Origin of the sequence: Xanthomarina arctica (assembly GCF_014638915.1) — a bacterium.
Classification (GTDB): Bacteria; Bacteroidota; Bacteroidia; order Flavobacteriales; family Flavobacteriaceae; genus Xanthomarina; species Xanthomarina arctica.
In genome coordinates, this window is sequence record NZ_BMFQ01000001.1 from 142,161 (window position 1) to 158,698 (window position 16,538).

The window sequence follows — 16,538 nt, forward strand, 5'->3', positions numbered from 1 at the left end:
ACATGAAATACTACCTACTACTTTTACTTCTTACTACTAGCCTATTCGCTTTTTCTCAAGAGAATACGATTGAGTTAACAGATGATGAGCTCAATGAAACCTCTGAAAATGCTTCCTTCGATGTCATAGAGAATGTACCAATCTATAAAGGATGTGATGAAAACATGGGAAACCAAGCTTTGAAAGAATGTTTTGATGAAAAACTAAAAAAACTCATTGCCAAAAATTTCAATACAAACCTAGGAGGTGCATTAAATATACCAGATGGAACAATAGTAAAAATTTCTGTGTTTTTTAAAATTTCCACTAACGGTGAAATTATAGATATTAAAGCCAGGGCGCCATATCCCGAATTAGAAGCAGAAGCCATCCGTGTAACTAATTTAATCCCTAAATTAAAACCTGGTTATCAATTAGGTAAACCCGTAGTTGTGCCATACTACGTGCCAATTAAATTTCAAGTATCAAACATAGAAACTAGTGAAAACCAAAAACCACCGATCCATAGAGGGTGTGATGAAATTTTTAATTATCAACTCCTTGCAGACTGTGCTACTGATAAAGTGAAAGACTATTTAATAGTAAGCATCGATTACGAATTAGCCGACAAACTTTTCCCTTTAGATAAAACAACGCAATTTAAGGTTAGTTTCAATATTAATAAAAAGGGTAAAGCAGATAATATTACTGTTCAAGCTCATAAAAAAGAAATGGCAGTGGAAGTAATAAATGTATTAAAACGCATGCCAAAATTTAAAGAACCGGGTTACAAAAATGGTAAACCTATTGACACAAAAATGAGTTTTTTAGTTACAATCCACCTCTAAGTATTGATAGAAAAAAGCTAACTTTACCTAAACCATTCATATTATGTTCGGAAAGAAAAAAGACATCCCTCAAATAGATAAGGATCAATTAGAATTAATTAAAACAGCTCAAAAACGCATCAAACAAAAAAGAAGCTTATACATTCATTTTGTACTGTTTCTAATTGGCTCTGTGGCAATTATTGTAGCTAGCCTAGTTTTTGATGTTGGATTAACAGTTAATCCTTTAGGAGTTAACTGGTTTGTTTATGCCATTCTTGCTTGGCTTTTAATTTTTATGTATCATGCTTTCAATGTTTATTTTACTAATAAATTTTTAGGTGAGGTTTGGGAAAAAGAACAACTTAATAAATTAGTTGCCTTACAAAAAGAGCGAATTTCTAAGCTTGAACAACAGGTTGAAAAAGATTATCCGCTTATTTCAGAAAAAAAAAGTCCAATAATAGCCTCTAAAAAATCCAATATCACTTTAATAGTTGCCGCTGGAGAAAATGAAGCCATTGGAAAAGACAACCAACTTATTTGGCATTTAAGTGACGATTTAAAACGTTTTAAAGAACTTACCAATGGGCACCATATTATTATGGGAAGAAAGACTTTTGAAAGTTTTCCCAAACCATTACCCAATAGAACTCACATTGTTATTTCCAGACAAGCAAATTATCAAGTGCCTTCTGGCGTCATTGTGGTACACAATATAGAAGATGCCTTTGATGCCGCAAAATCAGACAAGCAACCTTTTGTAATAGGTGGAGGCGAAATTTACAAGCAAGCCGTGCCATTTGCAGGTAAAATAGAACTAACTAGAGTTCATGAGAATTTTGATGCTGACACCTTTTTTCCTAAAATAGACTCAACTATGTGGAAAGAAATCAGCAAAACAAATCATGCTAAAGACGAAAAACACGAATATGCCTTTTCGTTTTTAACTTATGAAAGATATTAAATCTCTTAGCTAAAACACCCAAAAAGTGAAACTAAAACAAAAAAGAAAATTAGTCACTTTTCTAAATATTCTAGATCAGCCTATTCAATTTAATCCGTTTGTTTTTAGTCGGAAATTTATTTTATGGGCCTTACTAGGTCTCATGGGTGGAATTATTGCTAGTCTTTATTGGATCGTTTTAGAGTTTTTAACTCATAAATTGGCTTTTTTCGATGGCTGGCAAGTTATTCCAACTATGGCCATTTGTGGTTTGTTAGCTGGTTTAATTATTCATTATATTGGAGATCCTGGCGAAATTCATTTAATTGTAAACAATATCAGGTTTAATAAGGGAAAATTAGATCCAAGGAACAATCCGTCCATGATTTTGTCCTCCCTGCTTTGTATAAGCTCTGGTGGAAGTTTGGGGCCTGAAGCACCTTTGGTTCAAGTTACGGGTTCTACGGGAACTTGGTTAGGGAAATTATTTAGATTTAAAGGGGAAGACTTGCGCTCCATGAGTATTGCTGGAATGGCATCTGGATTTACTGCTTTATTTGGAGCACCTTTAGGAGGGAGTTTATTTTCTCTAGAAATATTGCACCATGAACATGCAGTTGAATATTATAAAGCCATTATTCCTGCATTTGTAGCTAGTAGTTTTAGCTATATTGTCTTCGCGTTTATTATTCATATGGGTATTGGACCTATTTGGAATTTACCTTCATATGAAATGATTACAAAATACGATTTCCTTTATGCAGTGGTGTTTGCCATTGTAGCTACCATGGTGGGTTGGGGTTTTATATACTGTACAAAGGTGTTTAAAATTTTGTTTAACAGATTAATTACACCTATTTATATTAAAACCTGTATTGGAGGTATTGCATTGGGTTTCATTGTTTATTATTTCCCTATTACACGTTATTTTGGGCATCATGAAATAAGCGAGCTCCTAATAGGAGATTTTTCTATTTCCTTTTTAATTGCCATTTTAATCTTTAAAATTTTAGCTATTTCCATAACCGTAACCTCTGGTTGGAGAGGAGGCTTTATAATCCCATTATTTTTTACTGGAGCCACTTTGGGTTTAATAATCCATCATTTTATTCCTTCCGTAAGTTTATCCTTAACTGTTGTTAGTTGCATGGCCGCCATAAATGCCTGTGTAACCAGAACCCCCATGAGTACGACCATTCTATTAGCAACCTTAACTGGCTTCTCCTATTTTATCCCTATTCTCTTTGCTAGTTTGACAGGTTATTTTTTAGCCCCAAAAATCCCCTTCATTGCATCGCAAATGAAAGCTTCAAAAGAATAAATCATTCTTAGTCCTAGAGTTTTGAATTTATAATTACTAACATTTTTTCGTTGTAATTGATTACATTGGCCAAATCAGAACCCCTAATCTGCAACAAATGAAAACGAATTATCTAAAACTAAATTTCATGGTATTGCTTCTAGCAATCATGATGGTTTCTTGCCAATCGATGAATAATTTAACCATGAGTGTCACAGAACCTGCTCCTGTTTACATCCCATCTACCATTAAAAATATCGGTCTTTTAAACCGAAGCTTAGCGTCAAACAAGAACAAACCTTTAGATGATATTGACAAAATACTTTCAATGGAAGGTAAGAATCTCGATATGGATGGTGCTAAATATACCATTCAAGGAGCTAAAGACGCGTTTGAAAAAGACGAGCAATTTAATAGTATTAAAATGGTTTCTTCGGATAAAATAGAAAATCCAGGTATGGGTATTTTCCCAAGTGCTTTGCCTTGGGAAACCATTAATAACTTATGTCAAGAAAATAATCTGGATGCTATTGTTACCTTATCTTTTTATGATACTGATGCAAATGTATCTTACAAAACAAGAACCGTAGAACAGCTTAATCTATTAGGCATTAAAATTCCTATGATAGAACACGAGGCAACTATTTCCACCAATATAAAAGCAGGTTTTAGAATTTATGATAATTTAAACAAAGTTATTTTAGATGAAATTGTTACAAACCAATGGATAACGTCTGTTGGCAAAGGCATCAATCCTTTAAAAGCAATAGGGGCAATCAATGGAAGAAAAGAACTATTATTACAAACGAGTACCAAAATAGGTGAGGATTATGTTTCACGAACTTATCCTTTTAAAATCCGAGTAACCAGAGAGTACTATGTAAAAGGCACAGAAAATTTTGAAATAGCAAAACGTCGTGCACAAACTGGCGATTGGGATGGAGCTGCTGAATTATGGGAAAAAGAAGTCCATAATCCTAAAGGCAAAATAGCTAGTCGCGCATGCTATAATATGGCAATTATTAATGAAATTAATGGCGATTTAGAAGCCGCTATGACTTGGGCTTCAAAAGCATATACAGATTACGAAGATAAAAATGCCTTACGTTATCTTAATATTTTAAAAAATAGACAAAACCAAAATTTACAGTTGCAAGAACAAGCAAAATGATTACTTGTGTTAAATTAGGGATTTTTAAATGTCCAATTAGGTGTTAATCCAAGTAAAGAATAAATTCTGAATTTTCTTTAAATAAAATCCGCTAAAACCAAGGCATATTTAGAGCAAAACCTTTGCATTAAAGTACTTCGTAAATCTTTTGAAATGCATAAACCTCATGTCTCATTCTTCATTCAGGCAACCTTTTTCCTAAATTTTACGTCTATTTATATAAGTAACTCCTTACAAAATAAAACAACTAACTTGTAACACCTATCATTTTAAGGCGTCTAATTTTTAACTAACCAATTAAACCACATTTTTCATGAGTACACTAAAAATCAACAATTTATCAAAAACCTATGCTAACGGTGTAAAAGCATTAGATAATGTAAGTCTAGAATTAGAAAATGGCATGTTTGGTCTTTTAGGTCCCAATGGTGCTGGTAAATCCTCTTTTATGCGAACGCTTGCAACCTTACAAGAAGCAGATTCAGGAACAGCAACTTTAGATGATATTGATATTTTAAATAATCCTGCCGAACTACGTAAAGTATTAGGTTACTTGCCCCAAGAATTTGGTGTGTATCCTAGAATTACTGCCGAACAATTACTAAACCATTTAGCTATTTTAAAAGGAATTACCAATGCCAAAGAACGTAAAGAATTAGTAAACTATTTACTAGATAAAGTGAACCTTTATGAAAAGCGTAACAAATCTGTTAAAGGGTTTTCCGGTGGTATGAAACAACGTGTTGGTATTGCACAAGCATTGATAGGAAATCCGAAATTGATTATTGTAGATGAACCTACTGCAGGTTTAGATCCTGGTGAACGAAATCGATTTTATAATTTATTAGCAGATGTTGGTAAGGATGTGATTGTAATTCTTTCAACACATATTGTTGACGATGTTAGAGAATTATGTACCAAAATGGCGATTATGAATTTGGGCGAAATTGTTTATCAAGGTTCGCCACAAGCTGCTATTGACGAATTAAGTTCTAAAGTTTTTCAGAAAATAGTGAGTCGCGAGCAACTTGAAAATTATGCAAACGACTATAAAATTATCTCGAATAAAATGGTAGGTGGACAACCGTTGATCCATGTTTTTAGTGAAGAGCATCCACAAAATGGATTTGAACAAGTATCTCCTAATCTGGAGGATGTTTTCTTTTCTAAAATCAACACTTCAAACGTACTTGTTTAATTCTAACCAACCATTTTAATCATGTTTAAAACATTCTTTTTATCAGAATTAAAATATACGCTTAAACAGCCAATGGTGTATATTTTTATCTTCATATTGGCATTATTGGAATTTTTCGCTACAGTAAGCGATAATGTTACAGTTGGAGGAGCTATTGGCAATGTCTATCGCAATTCGCCATATACCATTACACTTCACATTACCATATTTTGTATTTTCAGTCTTTTAATGGCTGCTGCATTTTTTAATAATGCCGCTTTACGAGACCACAATAATGAATTTAACGAAATTTTATTTACAACTCCTTTAAGCAAGCCAGGATATTTCTTTGGACGCTTTTTTGGTGCTTTAATCGTTTCTACTCTACCTCTTTTAGGTGTTTTTATAGGTGTGCTTTTTGGTACTTATATGAATTCAATTTTCGGATGGATAGACTCAGAACGTTTTGGAGATTTTTATATCGAAACGTTCATTAATAATTATTTTTTATTCATTTTGCCAAATATGTTTTTAGCAGGAACTGTAATTTTTGCCATGGCAAATAAATGGAAAAGTACCGTTATTTCATTTGTTGGGGCTTTAGTAATTATTGTAGCTTATATCGTTTCAGGATCTCTAATGTCTGATGTAGATAACGAAAGCATAGCCGCACTTTCTGATGTTTTCGGAATTAACACCTATGCTATAGAAACTAAGTATTTCACACCTATTGAAAAGAATACGATTAGTCCAGGATTTTCTGGAGTGTTATTCTGGAATCGTTTAATTTGGACAGCAGTTGGCATAGTTATTTTAATGCTATCATACTTTAGCTTTTCATTTAAAACAAAGAATAAGAAAGTTAAAAAACAAAAAGCTAGCAAAATTACTAATGAAACTACTTTTACCCTTCCTAAATTAAACCCTACCTATGGCGCTTCAACAAACTGGGTACAATTTAAAAGTTTTTTCTACACCAACTTTTTGAGTATTGTAAAAAGTGTGACTTTCAAAATATTGTTTTTATTTTGTATCATCATTTTGGTCGCAGATTTAAGTGGTGGCTTTGAGTATTTTGGTTTGCAATCCTACCCACTTACCTACAAATTAATGGATTCCATTAATAATAATACCAATATTTTCACCATCATTATTCTTATCTTTTTTAGTGGTGAATTAATCTGGAGAGATAGAGATTATAAAATTAATGAAGTGGTAGATGCCACAGCACACACGTCTTTTATCTCGTTATCTGCTAAAGCATTATCATTAGTTTGTATTACAACCATTTTAAATTTATTCTTTATATTAATAGGTGTTATTTACCAATTACTTCACGGATTTACACGACTAGAATTAGATATTTACTTATTAGATTTCTTATATAAAAACCTACCACTATACATGGTCTATGGTGGTATCATGATTACCATTCAGGTATTGTCTAGCAACAAATATATTGGCTATTTTATCTCCGTTTTAGTATTGTTAGTTTGGGATATTATCCTGAGTATTTTAGATGTAAGTAGTAATATGTTAAGTATAGCTGGTGGCGCTTCTATTATGTATTCGGATATGAATGCTTTTGGACCAGGCTTAACTAGCAAATTATGGTTTAATCTATACTGGATTTTAATTGCTGTTTTAGGATTATTAATTGCTGGAGCTCTATGGAATAGAGGTTCTAAAAGTTCTATATGGAGTCGTATTCAAACAGCTAAAAAGGAAGTTCCAAAAAGTTATCGTGGATTTATAGCCCTAACTTTTATTATCTGGCTAGGCGTTGCTAGTTTTGTGTATTATAATACCCAGATTCTAAATCCCTATCGTTCTAGCGACACCACAGAGCAATTGATGGCAGATTTTGAAAAGAAGTACAACAAATACAAAAATGTGGTGCATCCAAAAGTAATAGATGCTAAATATTACATCGATATTTTTCCTAATAAAAGAGATATTTACGTTAAAGCAGATCTAACTTTAACTAATGAATCCAATCATGCCATTGACTCCCTTCACTTTTTTAATAATGAAGGTTGGGATACGAAACTAAATATTCCAAATGCAAAACCCGTTTACAAAGACACAACCTACCTATATACTATTTACAAATTAAGTCCAGCTTTACAACCAGGTGATACAATCGTCATGAAAGTTGACAATAAATACATCACTAAAGGCTTTGAAAATGGCATGGGGCAAACCATGATTGTTAAAAATGGAACCTTCTTTAATAATGGAGAGGTTTTACCAACCATGGGTTATAATGAAAGTTATGAGCTTAGTGACAAGAACACAAGAAAAAAATATGGCCTAGAACCTAAGGAACGCACACCAAAATTAACAGCAGAATTAAGCGATCTTCATAACCGTAATTATCTCACTAACGGTCAATCCGATTTTATAAATGTCGAAACGTTTATTTCTACAGTAAAAGAGCAAACAGCTATTGCACCAGGCTCTTTAATTAAAAAGTGGGAAGAGAATAGCAGGAATTATTACCATTATAAAACAGATACACCTTCGTTAAATTTCTATTCTTTTATGTCTGCAGATTATCAAATTAAAAAGAGAAAATGGAAGGATATTGACATCGAAGTGTATTACGATGAAAAACATCCCGAAAATGTAGATATGATGCTTGATGCTGTAGAACGTTCTTTAGCTTATTATACCGAAAATTTCGGACCCTATTTTCATAAGCAATGCCGTATTATAGAGTTTCCACGTTATGCTTCTTTTGCACAAGCCTTTCCAGGAACTATGCCGTATTCTGAAGCGATTGGTTTTGTTGTTAATCTTGAAGATGAAACCGAAAATAATGTTGTAGATGCTGTTATAGCTCACGAAATGGGTCACCAATGGTGGGCTCATCAAGTTATTGGCGCAAACATGCAAGGAGGAACCATGATGAGTGAAGCTTTTTCTGAATACTCTTCTCTAATGACATTAAAGGGGATTACTAAGAACCCAATGAAAATGAGAGAGTTTCTTAAGTACAATCACGATCGCTATTTAAGAGGTCGAAGTACAGAAACCGAAAAAGAATTACCATTATACCAAGTGGAAAATCAAGGATATATTCATTACGGAAAAGGAAGTGTCATTTTGTATGCGCTTCAAGATTATATAGGTGAAGAAAACGTGAATTTAGCCATGAAAAACTTCTTGGAAGAATACCGATATAAAAAACCACCTTACCCAACATCCCTAGATTTTATTAGACATTTAGAACCACAAGTGCCTGATTCTTTACAATACTTAGTTACAGATTGGTTTAAGGAAATCACACTTTATGACAATCGCTTAAAAGAAGCGAATTATAAAATACTAGACAACGGAAAGTACGAAGTAACCTTAGAAATTGAAAGTTCTAAAATTAAATCGGACAGTCTTGGTGTAGAAACCATAACGCCAATTAACGATTGGATTGATATTGGTTTCTTTATGGATACTGATGAAGAAAAATTATACCATCAAAAACGTGTGAAATTTAACAAACAAGAAACGTTCATAACGGTTCAATTAGATTCTCTGCCAGTTAAAGCGGCTATTGACCCAAGACATATTTTAATAGATCGTGTTTATAGCGATAATATTAAAAGTTTAAGTTTAAAAGAATAGCATTTTTTAGACAAATTCAAAACACCCTTAACCATGATTCTGGTTTAGGGTGTTTTTTTATTTTAATATTCCTTAATTTTGCCTCATGATAAAAGAGCTTCAGCTACGTGTTAGTTTAAAAGAGGAAGAAATTCCAAATATTCTTTTAATAAAATCTGCAAAGAATTTAGATCTCCCAAAAGACCAAATTTCTGGAATTAAGGTGCTTCGTAAATCTATCGATGCTAGAAAACCTAAAATAATTTTAAATTATAAAGTAGCTGTTTACATAAACGAGCCAGTTCCTGAAACTTCAGAATACACGTTCGATTATGAAGATGTTTCCAAAGGGAAACCCATTCATATTATTGGTTTTGGCCCTGCAGGAATGTATGCTGCATTGCGATGTATTGAATTAGGTTTTAAACCCATTGTTTTAGAACGAGGTAAAAATGTGCAAGATAGACGTCGGGATTTAAAAGCCATCAATCAAGATCATTTTGTAAACGAAGATTCCAATTACTGCTTTGGTGAAGGAGGCGCAGGAACTTATAGCGATGGAAAATTATATACCAGAAGTTTAAAACGTGGAGATGTTCGTAGAATATTTGAAAACCTGGTATTTCATGGTGCTACAGACCAAATTTTAGTAGATGCACATCCACATATTGGAACCAATAAACTTCCAAAAGTAGTGACGAATATTCGCGAAACCATCTTAAAATATGGTGGCGAAATTCATTTTGAAACTCGTGTCACCGATTTTAAAATTAAGAATAATAAAATACAGGCCATTAACTTATTAAATGGGGAAGAACTTCCTGCCAATCGTGTGATTCTGGCAACAGGACATTCGGCAAGAGATATTTTTTATCTGTTACATAATAAAAAGATAGCTTTAGAAGCTAAGTCTTTTGCAATGGGGGTTCGTGTGGAACATCCACAACATATTATCGATTCCATTCAATATCATTGCTCTGGAGACAGAGACGAATTGCTTCCTCCAGCTTCTTACAGCTTGGTTCAGCAAGTAAATAATAGAGGTGTTTATTCATTTTGTATGTGTCCTGGAGGATTTATAGTTCCGGCCGCTACAGATAATGGAGAGGTAGTTGTTAATGGCATGTCACCTTCTAGACGAAACAACCTATTTGCAAATTCTGGAATTGTGGTAGAATTAAATGTTGAAAAAGATTTTTATAAATACGAACATTTTGGAGTTTTAAAAGGTCTTGAATATCAAAAAGATTTAGAACGTTTAGCTTTTACTGCTGGCGGAAGAACTCAAACAGCCCCTGCCCAAAGATTAACGGACTTTGTTGAAGGTAAATTATCGGCAGATTTAAATCCCACGTCTTATCAACCAGGATTAAACTCGGCTCCTTTACATTCGTTGTTACCAAAACTTATTGGTGGAAATTTACGTCAAGGTTTTAAAGCTTTTGGCGATAAAATGAAAGGTTATTATACCTCTGAGGCAAATATCATTGGTGTAGAAAGTAGAACCTCTTCTCCGGTAAGCATTCCTAGAAACGAAAAATTAGAACATCCAGAAATTGAAGGCCTATTCCCTTGTGGAGAAGGCGGTGGTTATGCCGGTGGTATTGTTTCTGCAGCTATGGATGGCGAACGTTGTGCTGAAGCGGCGTGTAAATAGAGTTTACAGTATCAACTGAATACTGTAAACTGCGACTGGAAACTAATAATAAATTCCTATTTTTGCACCATTAAAATTAAAAACACATGAACGCATATATATTTCCTGGTCAAGGAGCTCAATTTTCAGGAATGGGTTTAGACCTCTATGAAAACTCATCTCTAGCACAAGAATTATTTGAACAAGCTAACGAAATTTTAGATTTTTCAATAACAGATATTATGTTTCAAGGTTCTGCTGAGGATCTAAAAGAAACAAAAGTTACTCAACCTGCTATTTTTTTACATTCGGTAATTTTAGCTAAAATTTTAGGCGATAGTTTTAAACCAGATATGGTTGCAGGGCATTCCCTTGGCGAATTTTCGGCATTAGTAACAAATGGCACTTTAACCTTTGAAGATGGTTTGAGATTAGTTTCAAAACGTGCTTTAGCCATGCAAAAAGCTTGTGAACTACAACCAAGTACCATGGCTGCAGTTTTAGGATTAGAAGACAACATTGTAGAGCAAATATGTGCAAGTACTGAAGGTGTTGTTGTAGCTGCCAACTATAACTGTCCTGGACAACTTGTTATTTCAGGGGAAGTGGATGCTATTAATAGAGCTTGCGAAAGCTTGAAAGAAGCAGGAGCTAGACGTGCTTTGGTATTGCCAGTTGGTGGTGCTTTTCACTCTCCTTTAATGGAACCTGCTCGTGAGGAGCTTGCTGCTGCCATTGAGAATACATTTTTCAACAAACCTAATTGTCCTATATATCAAAATGTAACAGCTTCAGCCGTTTTAGATGCGGTGCAAATAAAAGCTAATTTAATTTCTCAATTAACTGCCCCTGTAAGATGGACGCAATCCATCCAACAAATGATAACAGATGGAGCTACTTTATTTACTGAAGTTGGTCCTGGTAATGTTCTACAAGGTTTAGTCAAGAAAATTAATAGAGAAGCACAAACAGCTTCGGCTACTTATACCAAAGAATCTTAATGAAATTATCCAGAAACACGTTAATTGTACTTCTAATAGTTATTAACATTGCTCTAGACCAAATTACTAAGGTTCTTACAAGACTTTATGTAGTTCCCGGAAGCGAAACCCCAATAATAGGAGATTTTTTCACCTTACATAATGTTGAAAATGCGGGTGCATTTTTAGGAATGGGAAGCGATTTAAATCCAACATTAAGGCTTATTTTCCTGCTAATCTTACCAATTTTGGTTTTAGGATATGTAACCTATCATATAATTACAAACAAAGAATTAGACAGAATGTCTTTAATAGGATTTTGTTGTATAGTAGGTGGTGGAATTGCTAATGTATACGATAGAATAGTTTACGGTTCTGTTACAGATTTTTTCCACATAGATTTAGGAGGCGTTTTTAGAACAGGTATATTTAATCTTGCAGACATGTCAGTCATGCTAGGACTTGGCCTCTTATTATTTGCAGGTTTCAAGAAAGGAAAAGAAACAAAAAAGGCATAAAAAAAGCCTCTTAATTAAGAGGCTTCGATTTTTTTATTTTGCTAGATTGCAAGCTTCGCAATCTTTAACTTCACCATAGTAAGTTTCACGATATTTGTGAATTGTTTTAATAGGAATACTTAGGAAAGCTTTTTGTACATACGTCACTTTTGTGAGCAATTCTCCCATTTTAAGCGTGTATCTTTTTTCTTCCTTTGTTTCTCTTTTAATTGTAATCAATTTCATGTTTTCCGTTATCATTTAAGCTACAAAGTTACGGATTAATGAACTAAATTCCAAGAAAGGATTACTAAATACTTGTGAATCAATATATTATTTTCAATCCTTCAATGGTTAGGACATATAATTAACAGATTGATAATTTATTTAGCTTATAAATGAATATTCCTAAATATTAGGATTTTGAGATTTTTTGTTCCCATTTCCAAGTAGAACGCATCGCATCATCAAGAGTCAGTTTAGAAGTCCAACCCAATTCAAGGTTTGCTTTTTTAGTATCTGCAAAAACTGAAACTACGTCTCCTACTCTTCTTTCAGCAATTTTATAATTTAATTTTTCACCAGAAGCACGCTCAAAAGATTTGATGGCATCCAAAACAGAACTTCCTATTCCAGTTCCTAAATTAAAAACTTCAAAATTAGACTTATTGTTTTTTTCCAATAATCTAGTTAAAGCAATAACATGTGCTTTTGCTAAATCTACCACATGAATATAATCACGAATACATGTGCCATCTGGGGTTGGATAATCGTCTCCAAAAACAGACAATTGATTTCTTTTCCCTATAGCTGTTTGAGTAATAAATGGCACTAAGTTTTGTGGTGCACCAAGAGGCAATTCGCCAATAAGAGCTGTTTCATGAGCTCCAATAGGATTAAAATATCTTAAAGAAATGGCATTTAAATTTTCTGATACCTTGCAAACATCTCGAATGATCTCCTCTCCTATTTGTTTGGTATTTCCATAAGGTGAAATGGCTGGTTTAATTGGCGCATTTTCATTTATAGGTAATTGATCTGGCTCTCCGTATACAGTACAAGAAGAACTAAATATAAAATTAGAGGCTTCAAAGCTCTTGAACTCTTGAAGCAAATAAATTAATGTATTTATGTTATTTTCGTAGTATAATAAAGGTTCTTCAACACTTTCACCTACAGCTTTGCTTGCCGCAAAATGAATAATTCCTTGAATATCTTGATGCTTTCCAAAAAAATTCTGAACTAAATTTTTGTCTTTTAAATCGAAATTTTCAAACTCAGGTTTTTTACCACTAATTGCAGTAATTCCATCTAAAACACTTAATGAAGAATTAGACAAATTATCAATAATAACAACTTCAAATCCTTTGTTCTGAAGTTCAACAACCGTGTGAGACCCAATAAAACCAAGACCTCCTGTAACTAAAATTTTACCCATTTATAAATTCAATAATTTTAGATGTTATAAATGTAATTTGCTCATCATCCAATTCTGTGTGCATAGGCAAAGAAATAACGTCTTTTATTAACTGGTTTGTAACTACAAAATCGGCTTCGTTATAACGGGAATCTTCGTAAGCTTTTTGTTTATGAAGTGGGATTGGATAATAAACACCACAAGGAATATCGTTTTTATTTAAAAACTTTACTAGTCCATCTCTATCAACACCATTAAGCTTTAAAGTATATTGATGGTATACATGGTTATCTGGTGCACCATACTCAAAAGGAGTGGTTATTTTATCGAGACCCTTTAATGCTTCAGTATATTTGTTGGCAGCCTCTCTTCTAGCTTTATTATAACCATCTAAATGTTTCAATTTAATATCTAAGACAGCCGCTTGAATGGAATCTAATCTAGAATTTACACCAACAACATCATGATGATAACGTTCGTACATTCCATGATTTACGATACCTCGAATGGTATGAGCTAGTTCATCATTATTCGTAAAAATAGCTCCTCCATCTCCATAACCACCTAAATTTTTGGAAGGAAAAAAGGATGTTGATGCCACATCACCAATAGTTCCAGCTTTAGCTTTTTGACCATTACTAAAAGTATATGTTGCTCCAATGGCTTGGGCATTATCTTCAATAACGAATAAATTATGTTCTTTAGCAATGTCCATGATCGCTTCCATGTTAGCCGATTGTCCAAATAAATGCACTGGAACAATAGCTTTTGTTTTTGGCGTAATGGCTTTTTTAATAGCCTCTACATCAATGTTGAAATCGTCTGGATTGACATCTACCAAAACGGGTGTAAGTTGCAACAATGCAATAACCTCAACTGTGGCTGCAAAAGTAAAATCGGCTGTTATAACCTCATCTCCGGGCTTTAAACCCAGACCCATCATGGCTATTTGCAAAGCGTCTGTTCCATTAGCACATGGAATAACATGCTTGACACCAAGATAATTTTCAAGATTTTTTTGAAACTCATGAACCTTAGGCCCATTTATGAAAGATGTGTTTTCAATAATTTCCTGAATGGCAGGATTCACAGCATCTTTGATACCTTTATACTGACCTTTAAGGTCAACCATTTGAATTTTTTTCATACACTACGAAATTACAAAATTAGTAAACGCTAACCAATGAAATTTTGTCAAAGAAGTGTATTTTAGCAACAAAGATTTAAAATTGCAGGTAATTTATAATATAAGTATTTACTTAACTCAGTTGGTATTGAAATTTATTTCATTCTTTAACCAGAAACTCAAACTTGGAGTTCTGGGAAGAAAGGATGCTTTTAAGATCCTGGAAACCCATATTTCACAAACAGACAAAACATTTTGGTTTCATTGTGCTTCTTTAGGTGAATACGAACAAGGTCTTCCTGTTTTTAAGGAGTTACGAAAAACACATCCTTCACATAAAATAGTTTTAACGTTTTTCTCCCCTTCCGGTTATGAAATTCGTAAAAACACAGATATTGCAGATGTGGTAGTCTATTTACCATTAGATACCAAAGCCAATGCGAAACGCTTTTTAGATTTAGTTCATCCTGAATTAACCATTTTTGTGAAATATGATATCTGGCCTAATATTTTAATCGAATTAAAAAAGAGACATCTAAAAGCTATATTAATTTCAGCCTTATTCAGGGAGAATCAGATTTATTTTAAGTTTTATGGTGGCTTTATGAAAAAAGCCTTGTTTGCATTTCAACATATATTTACTCAGGATGAAAGCTCTAAAGACTTATTAAAAACGATAGATTATAACCATGTTACAGTTTCTGGAGACACTAGGTTTGACCGTGTTTTTAGTCAGTTAGAACAAAATAATCATTTAGGTTTTATTGAACAGTTTAAAGGAGATAAGCTTTGCTTTGTAGCAGGAAGTACTTGGCCTGAAGACGAAGCGTTTTTAGTGGAATACATCAATTCATTAGAAACAAATACTATAAAGTTTATAATAGCACCACACAATATAAAAGCAACTCAAATAAAAAAACTAAAACAATCCATAAATAAAAAAACAGTACTCTTTACTGAAAAGGATTTAAGCACTATTTCTTCGCATCAAGTGCTCATTTTAGACACCATTGGACTACTTACTAAGGTTTACAGCTATGCAAATTTAGCATATGTGGGTGGAGCAGTAGGTAAAACAGGACTTCATAACACCTTGGAACCTGCCGTTTTTGGAATCCCAATAATTATTGGCGAAAATTATAACAAGTTTCCTGAAGCAAAATTTATGATAAAAAACCAAGGAATGTTTACAATTAAAAACACAAAAGAATTAACACAGACTATTGACAATCTGCGTAATAGCCCAAAATCTATAAAAACTGCAGGCGAGGCCAATTTAAATTATATTAAAAATAATCGAGGTGCCGTAATCCAAATCCTATCTTTCATTCGTACATATGAAGATTAATCTCCGGGTTGAAATAAATTATGTTAAAAAATGTTAACACATTTGTAAAAGTTTAACAATTAGTTATTAAATTCGCCGCATTGATTTTTAACACTAAAACCTTACCTAATGAAAAAATTATTATTTAGTACTGTACTATTATTATGTTTAAGTTTAACTTTCACTTCTTGTAGAGACACAAAAGCTGAAGATGTAACTGAAGAAGCTACTGAAGATGCGGCTAACGCAATGGAAGATGCTGCTGATGCTATGGAAGACGCTGCTGATGCAACTGAAGAAGCTGCTGACAATGCTATGGATGCTGCACAAGATGCTGCTGATGCAACTGGAGAAGCTATTGAAAATGCTGCTGATGCAACTGGTGAAGCTGTAAAAGACGCTGCTCATGCAACTGAAAAAGCTGCAACTGATGCTGCTAATGCAGTTAAAGGTAACTAATACAATACTACTTTAAAATAGTATAAGACTCTCAATAACTTGAGGGTCTTTTTTTTTGCATAGAGTTGACATATATCATAGCTTCTAGTTCTT

At 33.3% G+C, this 16,538-nt stretch carries 14 protein-coding genes; 11 read left to right on the forward strand and 3 right to left on the reverse strand.

The features are described from left to right. The first annotated feature begins 2 nt into the window (after positions 1-2). The 9 genes from IEV77_RS00610 to lspA all read left to right on the forward strand — a co-directional run bounded on the left by IEV77_RS00610 (position 3) and on the right by lspA (position 12,137). Positions 3-827, forward strand: a complete 825-nt coding sequence (locus tag IEV77_RS00610) for an energy transducer TonB (RefSeq protein ID WP_188460834.1) — start codon at positions 3-5, stop codon at positions 825-827. Between the two features lie 43 nt (positions 828-870). Next, positions 871-1,773 (forward strand): dihydrofolate reductase, encoded by a 903-nt coding sequence (locus IEV77_RS00615; RefSeq protein WP_188460836.1) that lies wholly within the window; start codon positions 871-873, stop codon positions 1,771-1,773. A gap of 25 nt (positions 1,774-1,798) precedes the next feature. Then, the gene (locus tag IEV77_RS00620) at positions 1,799-3,073 is read left to right on the forward strand and encodes a chloride channel protein (RefSeq protein ID WP_188460838.1); all 1,275 of its coding nucleotides are present in this window, start codon (positions 1,799-1,801) and stop codon (positions 3,071-3,073) included. Between the two features lie 97 nt (positions 3,074-3,170). After that, positions 3,171-4,223 carry a DUF6340 family protein gene (locus IEV77_RS00625; protein ID WP_188460840.1) on the forward strand — a complete coding sequence of 351 codons (1,053 nt, stop codon included), beginning with the start codon at positions 3,171-3,173 and terminating at the stop codon, positions 4,221-4,223. Positions 4,224-4,536: 313 nt separating this feature from the next. Beyond that, complete coding sequence (locus IEV77_RS00630) at positions 4,537-5,421, forward strand: ABC transporter ATP-binding protein (RefSeq protein WP_188460842.1); 885 nt, start codon at positions 4,537-4,539, stop codon at positions 5,419-5,421. Between the two features lie 21 nt (positions 5,422-5,442). Continuing rightward, positions 5,443-9,024, forward strand: a complete 3,582-nt coding sequence (locus IEV77_RS00635; RefSeq protein WP_188460844.1) for a M1 family aminopeptidase — start codon at positions 5,443-5,445, stop codon at positions 9,022-9,024. Positions 9,025-9,109: 85 nt separating this feature from the next. Continuing rightward, positions 9,110-10,660 carry an NAD(P)/FAD-dependent oxidoreductase gene (locus tag IEV77_RS00640; RefSeq protein ID WP_188460846.1) on the forward strand — a complete coding sequence of 517 codons (1,551 nt, stop codon included), beginning with the start codon at positions 9,110-9,112 and terminating at the stop codon, positions 10,658-10,660. Positions 10,661-10,746: 86 nt separating this feature from the next. After that, entirely contained in the window at positions 10,747-11,640 is an 894-nt protein-coding gene (gene fabD, locus IEV77_RS00645) for an ACP S-malonyltransferase (protein ID WP_188460848.1), read from the forward strand. Further along, entirely contained in the window at positions 11,640-12,137 is a 498-nt protein-coding gene (gene lspA / locus IEV77_RS00650) for a signal peptidase II (RefSeq protein WP_188460850.1), read from the forward strand. Before fabD ends, lspA begins: the two co-directional genes overlap by 1 nt. Positions 12,138-12,170: 33 nt before the next feature. Here the strand turns inward: lspA and IEV77_RS17420 are convergent, their stop codons facing one another. The 3 genes from IEV77_RS17420 to IEV77_RS00665 form a co-directional block, all read right to left on the reverse strand. After that, positions 12,171-12,362, reverse strand: a complete 192-nt coding sequence (locus IEV77_RS17420; protein WP_229736550.1) for a hypothetical protein — start codon at positions 12,360-12,362, stop codon at positions 12,171-12,173. A gap of 169 nt (positions 12,363-12,531) precedes the next feature. Beyond that, the gene (galE, locus tag IEV77_RS00660; protein WP_188460854.1) at positions 12,532-13,554 is read right to left on the reverse strand and encodes a UDP-glucose 4-epimerase GalE; all 1,023 of its coding nucleotides are present in this window, start codon (positions 13,552-13,554) and stop codon (positions 12,532-12,534) included. Then, a complete protein-coding gene (locus tag IEV77_RS00665) occupies positions 13,547-14,680 on the reverse strand; it encodes a DegT/DnrJ/EryC1/StrS family aminotransferase (protein WP_188460856.1) in 1,134 nt (377 codons plus the stop codon). Before IEV77_RS00665 ends, galE begins: the two co-directional genes overlap by 8 nt. Positions 14,681-14,807: 127 nt before the next feature. Here IEV77_RS00665 and IEV77_RS00670 point away from each other — a divergent pair, with 127 nt between their 5' ends. Both IEV77_RS00670 and IEV77_RS00675 read left to right on the forward strand, forming a co-directional pair. Next, entirely contained in the window at positions 14,808-16,007 is a 1,200-nt protein-coding gene (locus IEV77_RS00670) for a 3-deoxy-D-manno-octulosonic acid transferase (protein WP_229736551.1), read from the forward strand. A gap of 108 nt (positions 16,008-16,115) precedes the next feature. Continuing rightward, complete coding sequence (locus IEV77_RS00675) at positions 16,116-16,445, forward strand: hypothetical protein (protein ID WP_188460860.1); 330 nt, start codon at positions 16,116-16,118, stop codon at positions 16,443-16,445. Positions 16,446-16,538: the final 93 nt, after the last annotated feature.

Bases quoted from the DNA above. Each gene is read 5' to 3' on its own strand.
- IEV77_RS00625 (WP_188460840.1), top strand. From the start codon at position 3,171: ATGAAAACGAATTATCTAAAACTAAATTTCATGGTATTGCTTCTAGCA.
- galE (WP_188460854.1), bottom strand. From the start codon at position 13,554: ATGGGTAAAATTTTAGTTACAGGAGGTCTTGGTTTTATTGGGTCTCAC.
- IEV77_RS00635 (WP_188460844.1), top strand. From the start codon at position 5,443: ATGTTTAAAACATTCTTTTTATCAGAATTAAAATATACGCTTAAACAG.
- IEV77_RS00675 (WP_188460860.1), top strand. From the start codon at position 16,116: ATGAAAAAATTATTATTTAGTACTGTACTATTATTATGTTTAAGTTTA.
- IEV77_RS00665 (WP_188460856.1), bottom strand. From the start codon at position 14,680: ATGAAAAAAATTCAAATGGTTGACCTTAAAGGTCAGTATAAAGGTATC.
- IEV77_RS00610 (WP_188460834.1), top strand. From the start codon at position 3: ATGAAATACTACCTACTACTTTTACTTCTTACTACTAGCCTATTCGCT.
- IEV77_RS00630 (WP_188460842.1), top strand. From the start codon at position 4,537: ATGAGTACACTAAAAATCAACAATTTATCAAAAACCTATGCTAACGGT.
- IEV77_RS00615 (WP_188460836.1), top strand. From the start codon at position 871: ATGTTCGGAAAGAAAAAAGACATCCCTCAAATAGATAAGGATCAATTA.
- IEV77_RS17420 (WP_229736550.1), bottom strand. From the start codon at position 12,362: ATGAAATTGATTACAATTAAAAGAGAAACAAAGGAAGAAAAAAGATAC.
- IEV77_RS00640 (WP_188460846.1), top strand. From the start codon at position 9,110: ATGATAAAAGAGCTTCAGCTACGTGTTAGTTTAAAAGAGGAAGAAATT.
- fabD (WP_188460848.1), top strand. From the start codon at position 10,747: ATGAACGCATATATATTTCCTGGTCAAGGAGCTCAATTTTCAGGAATG.
- lspA (WP_188460850.1), top strand. From the start codon at position 11,640: ATGAAATTATCCAGAAACACGTTAATTGTACTTCTAATAGTTATTAAC.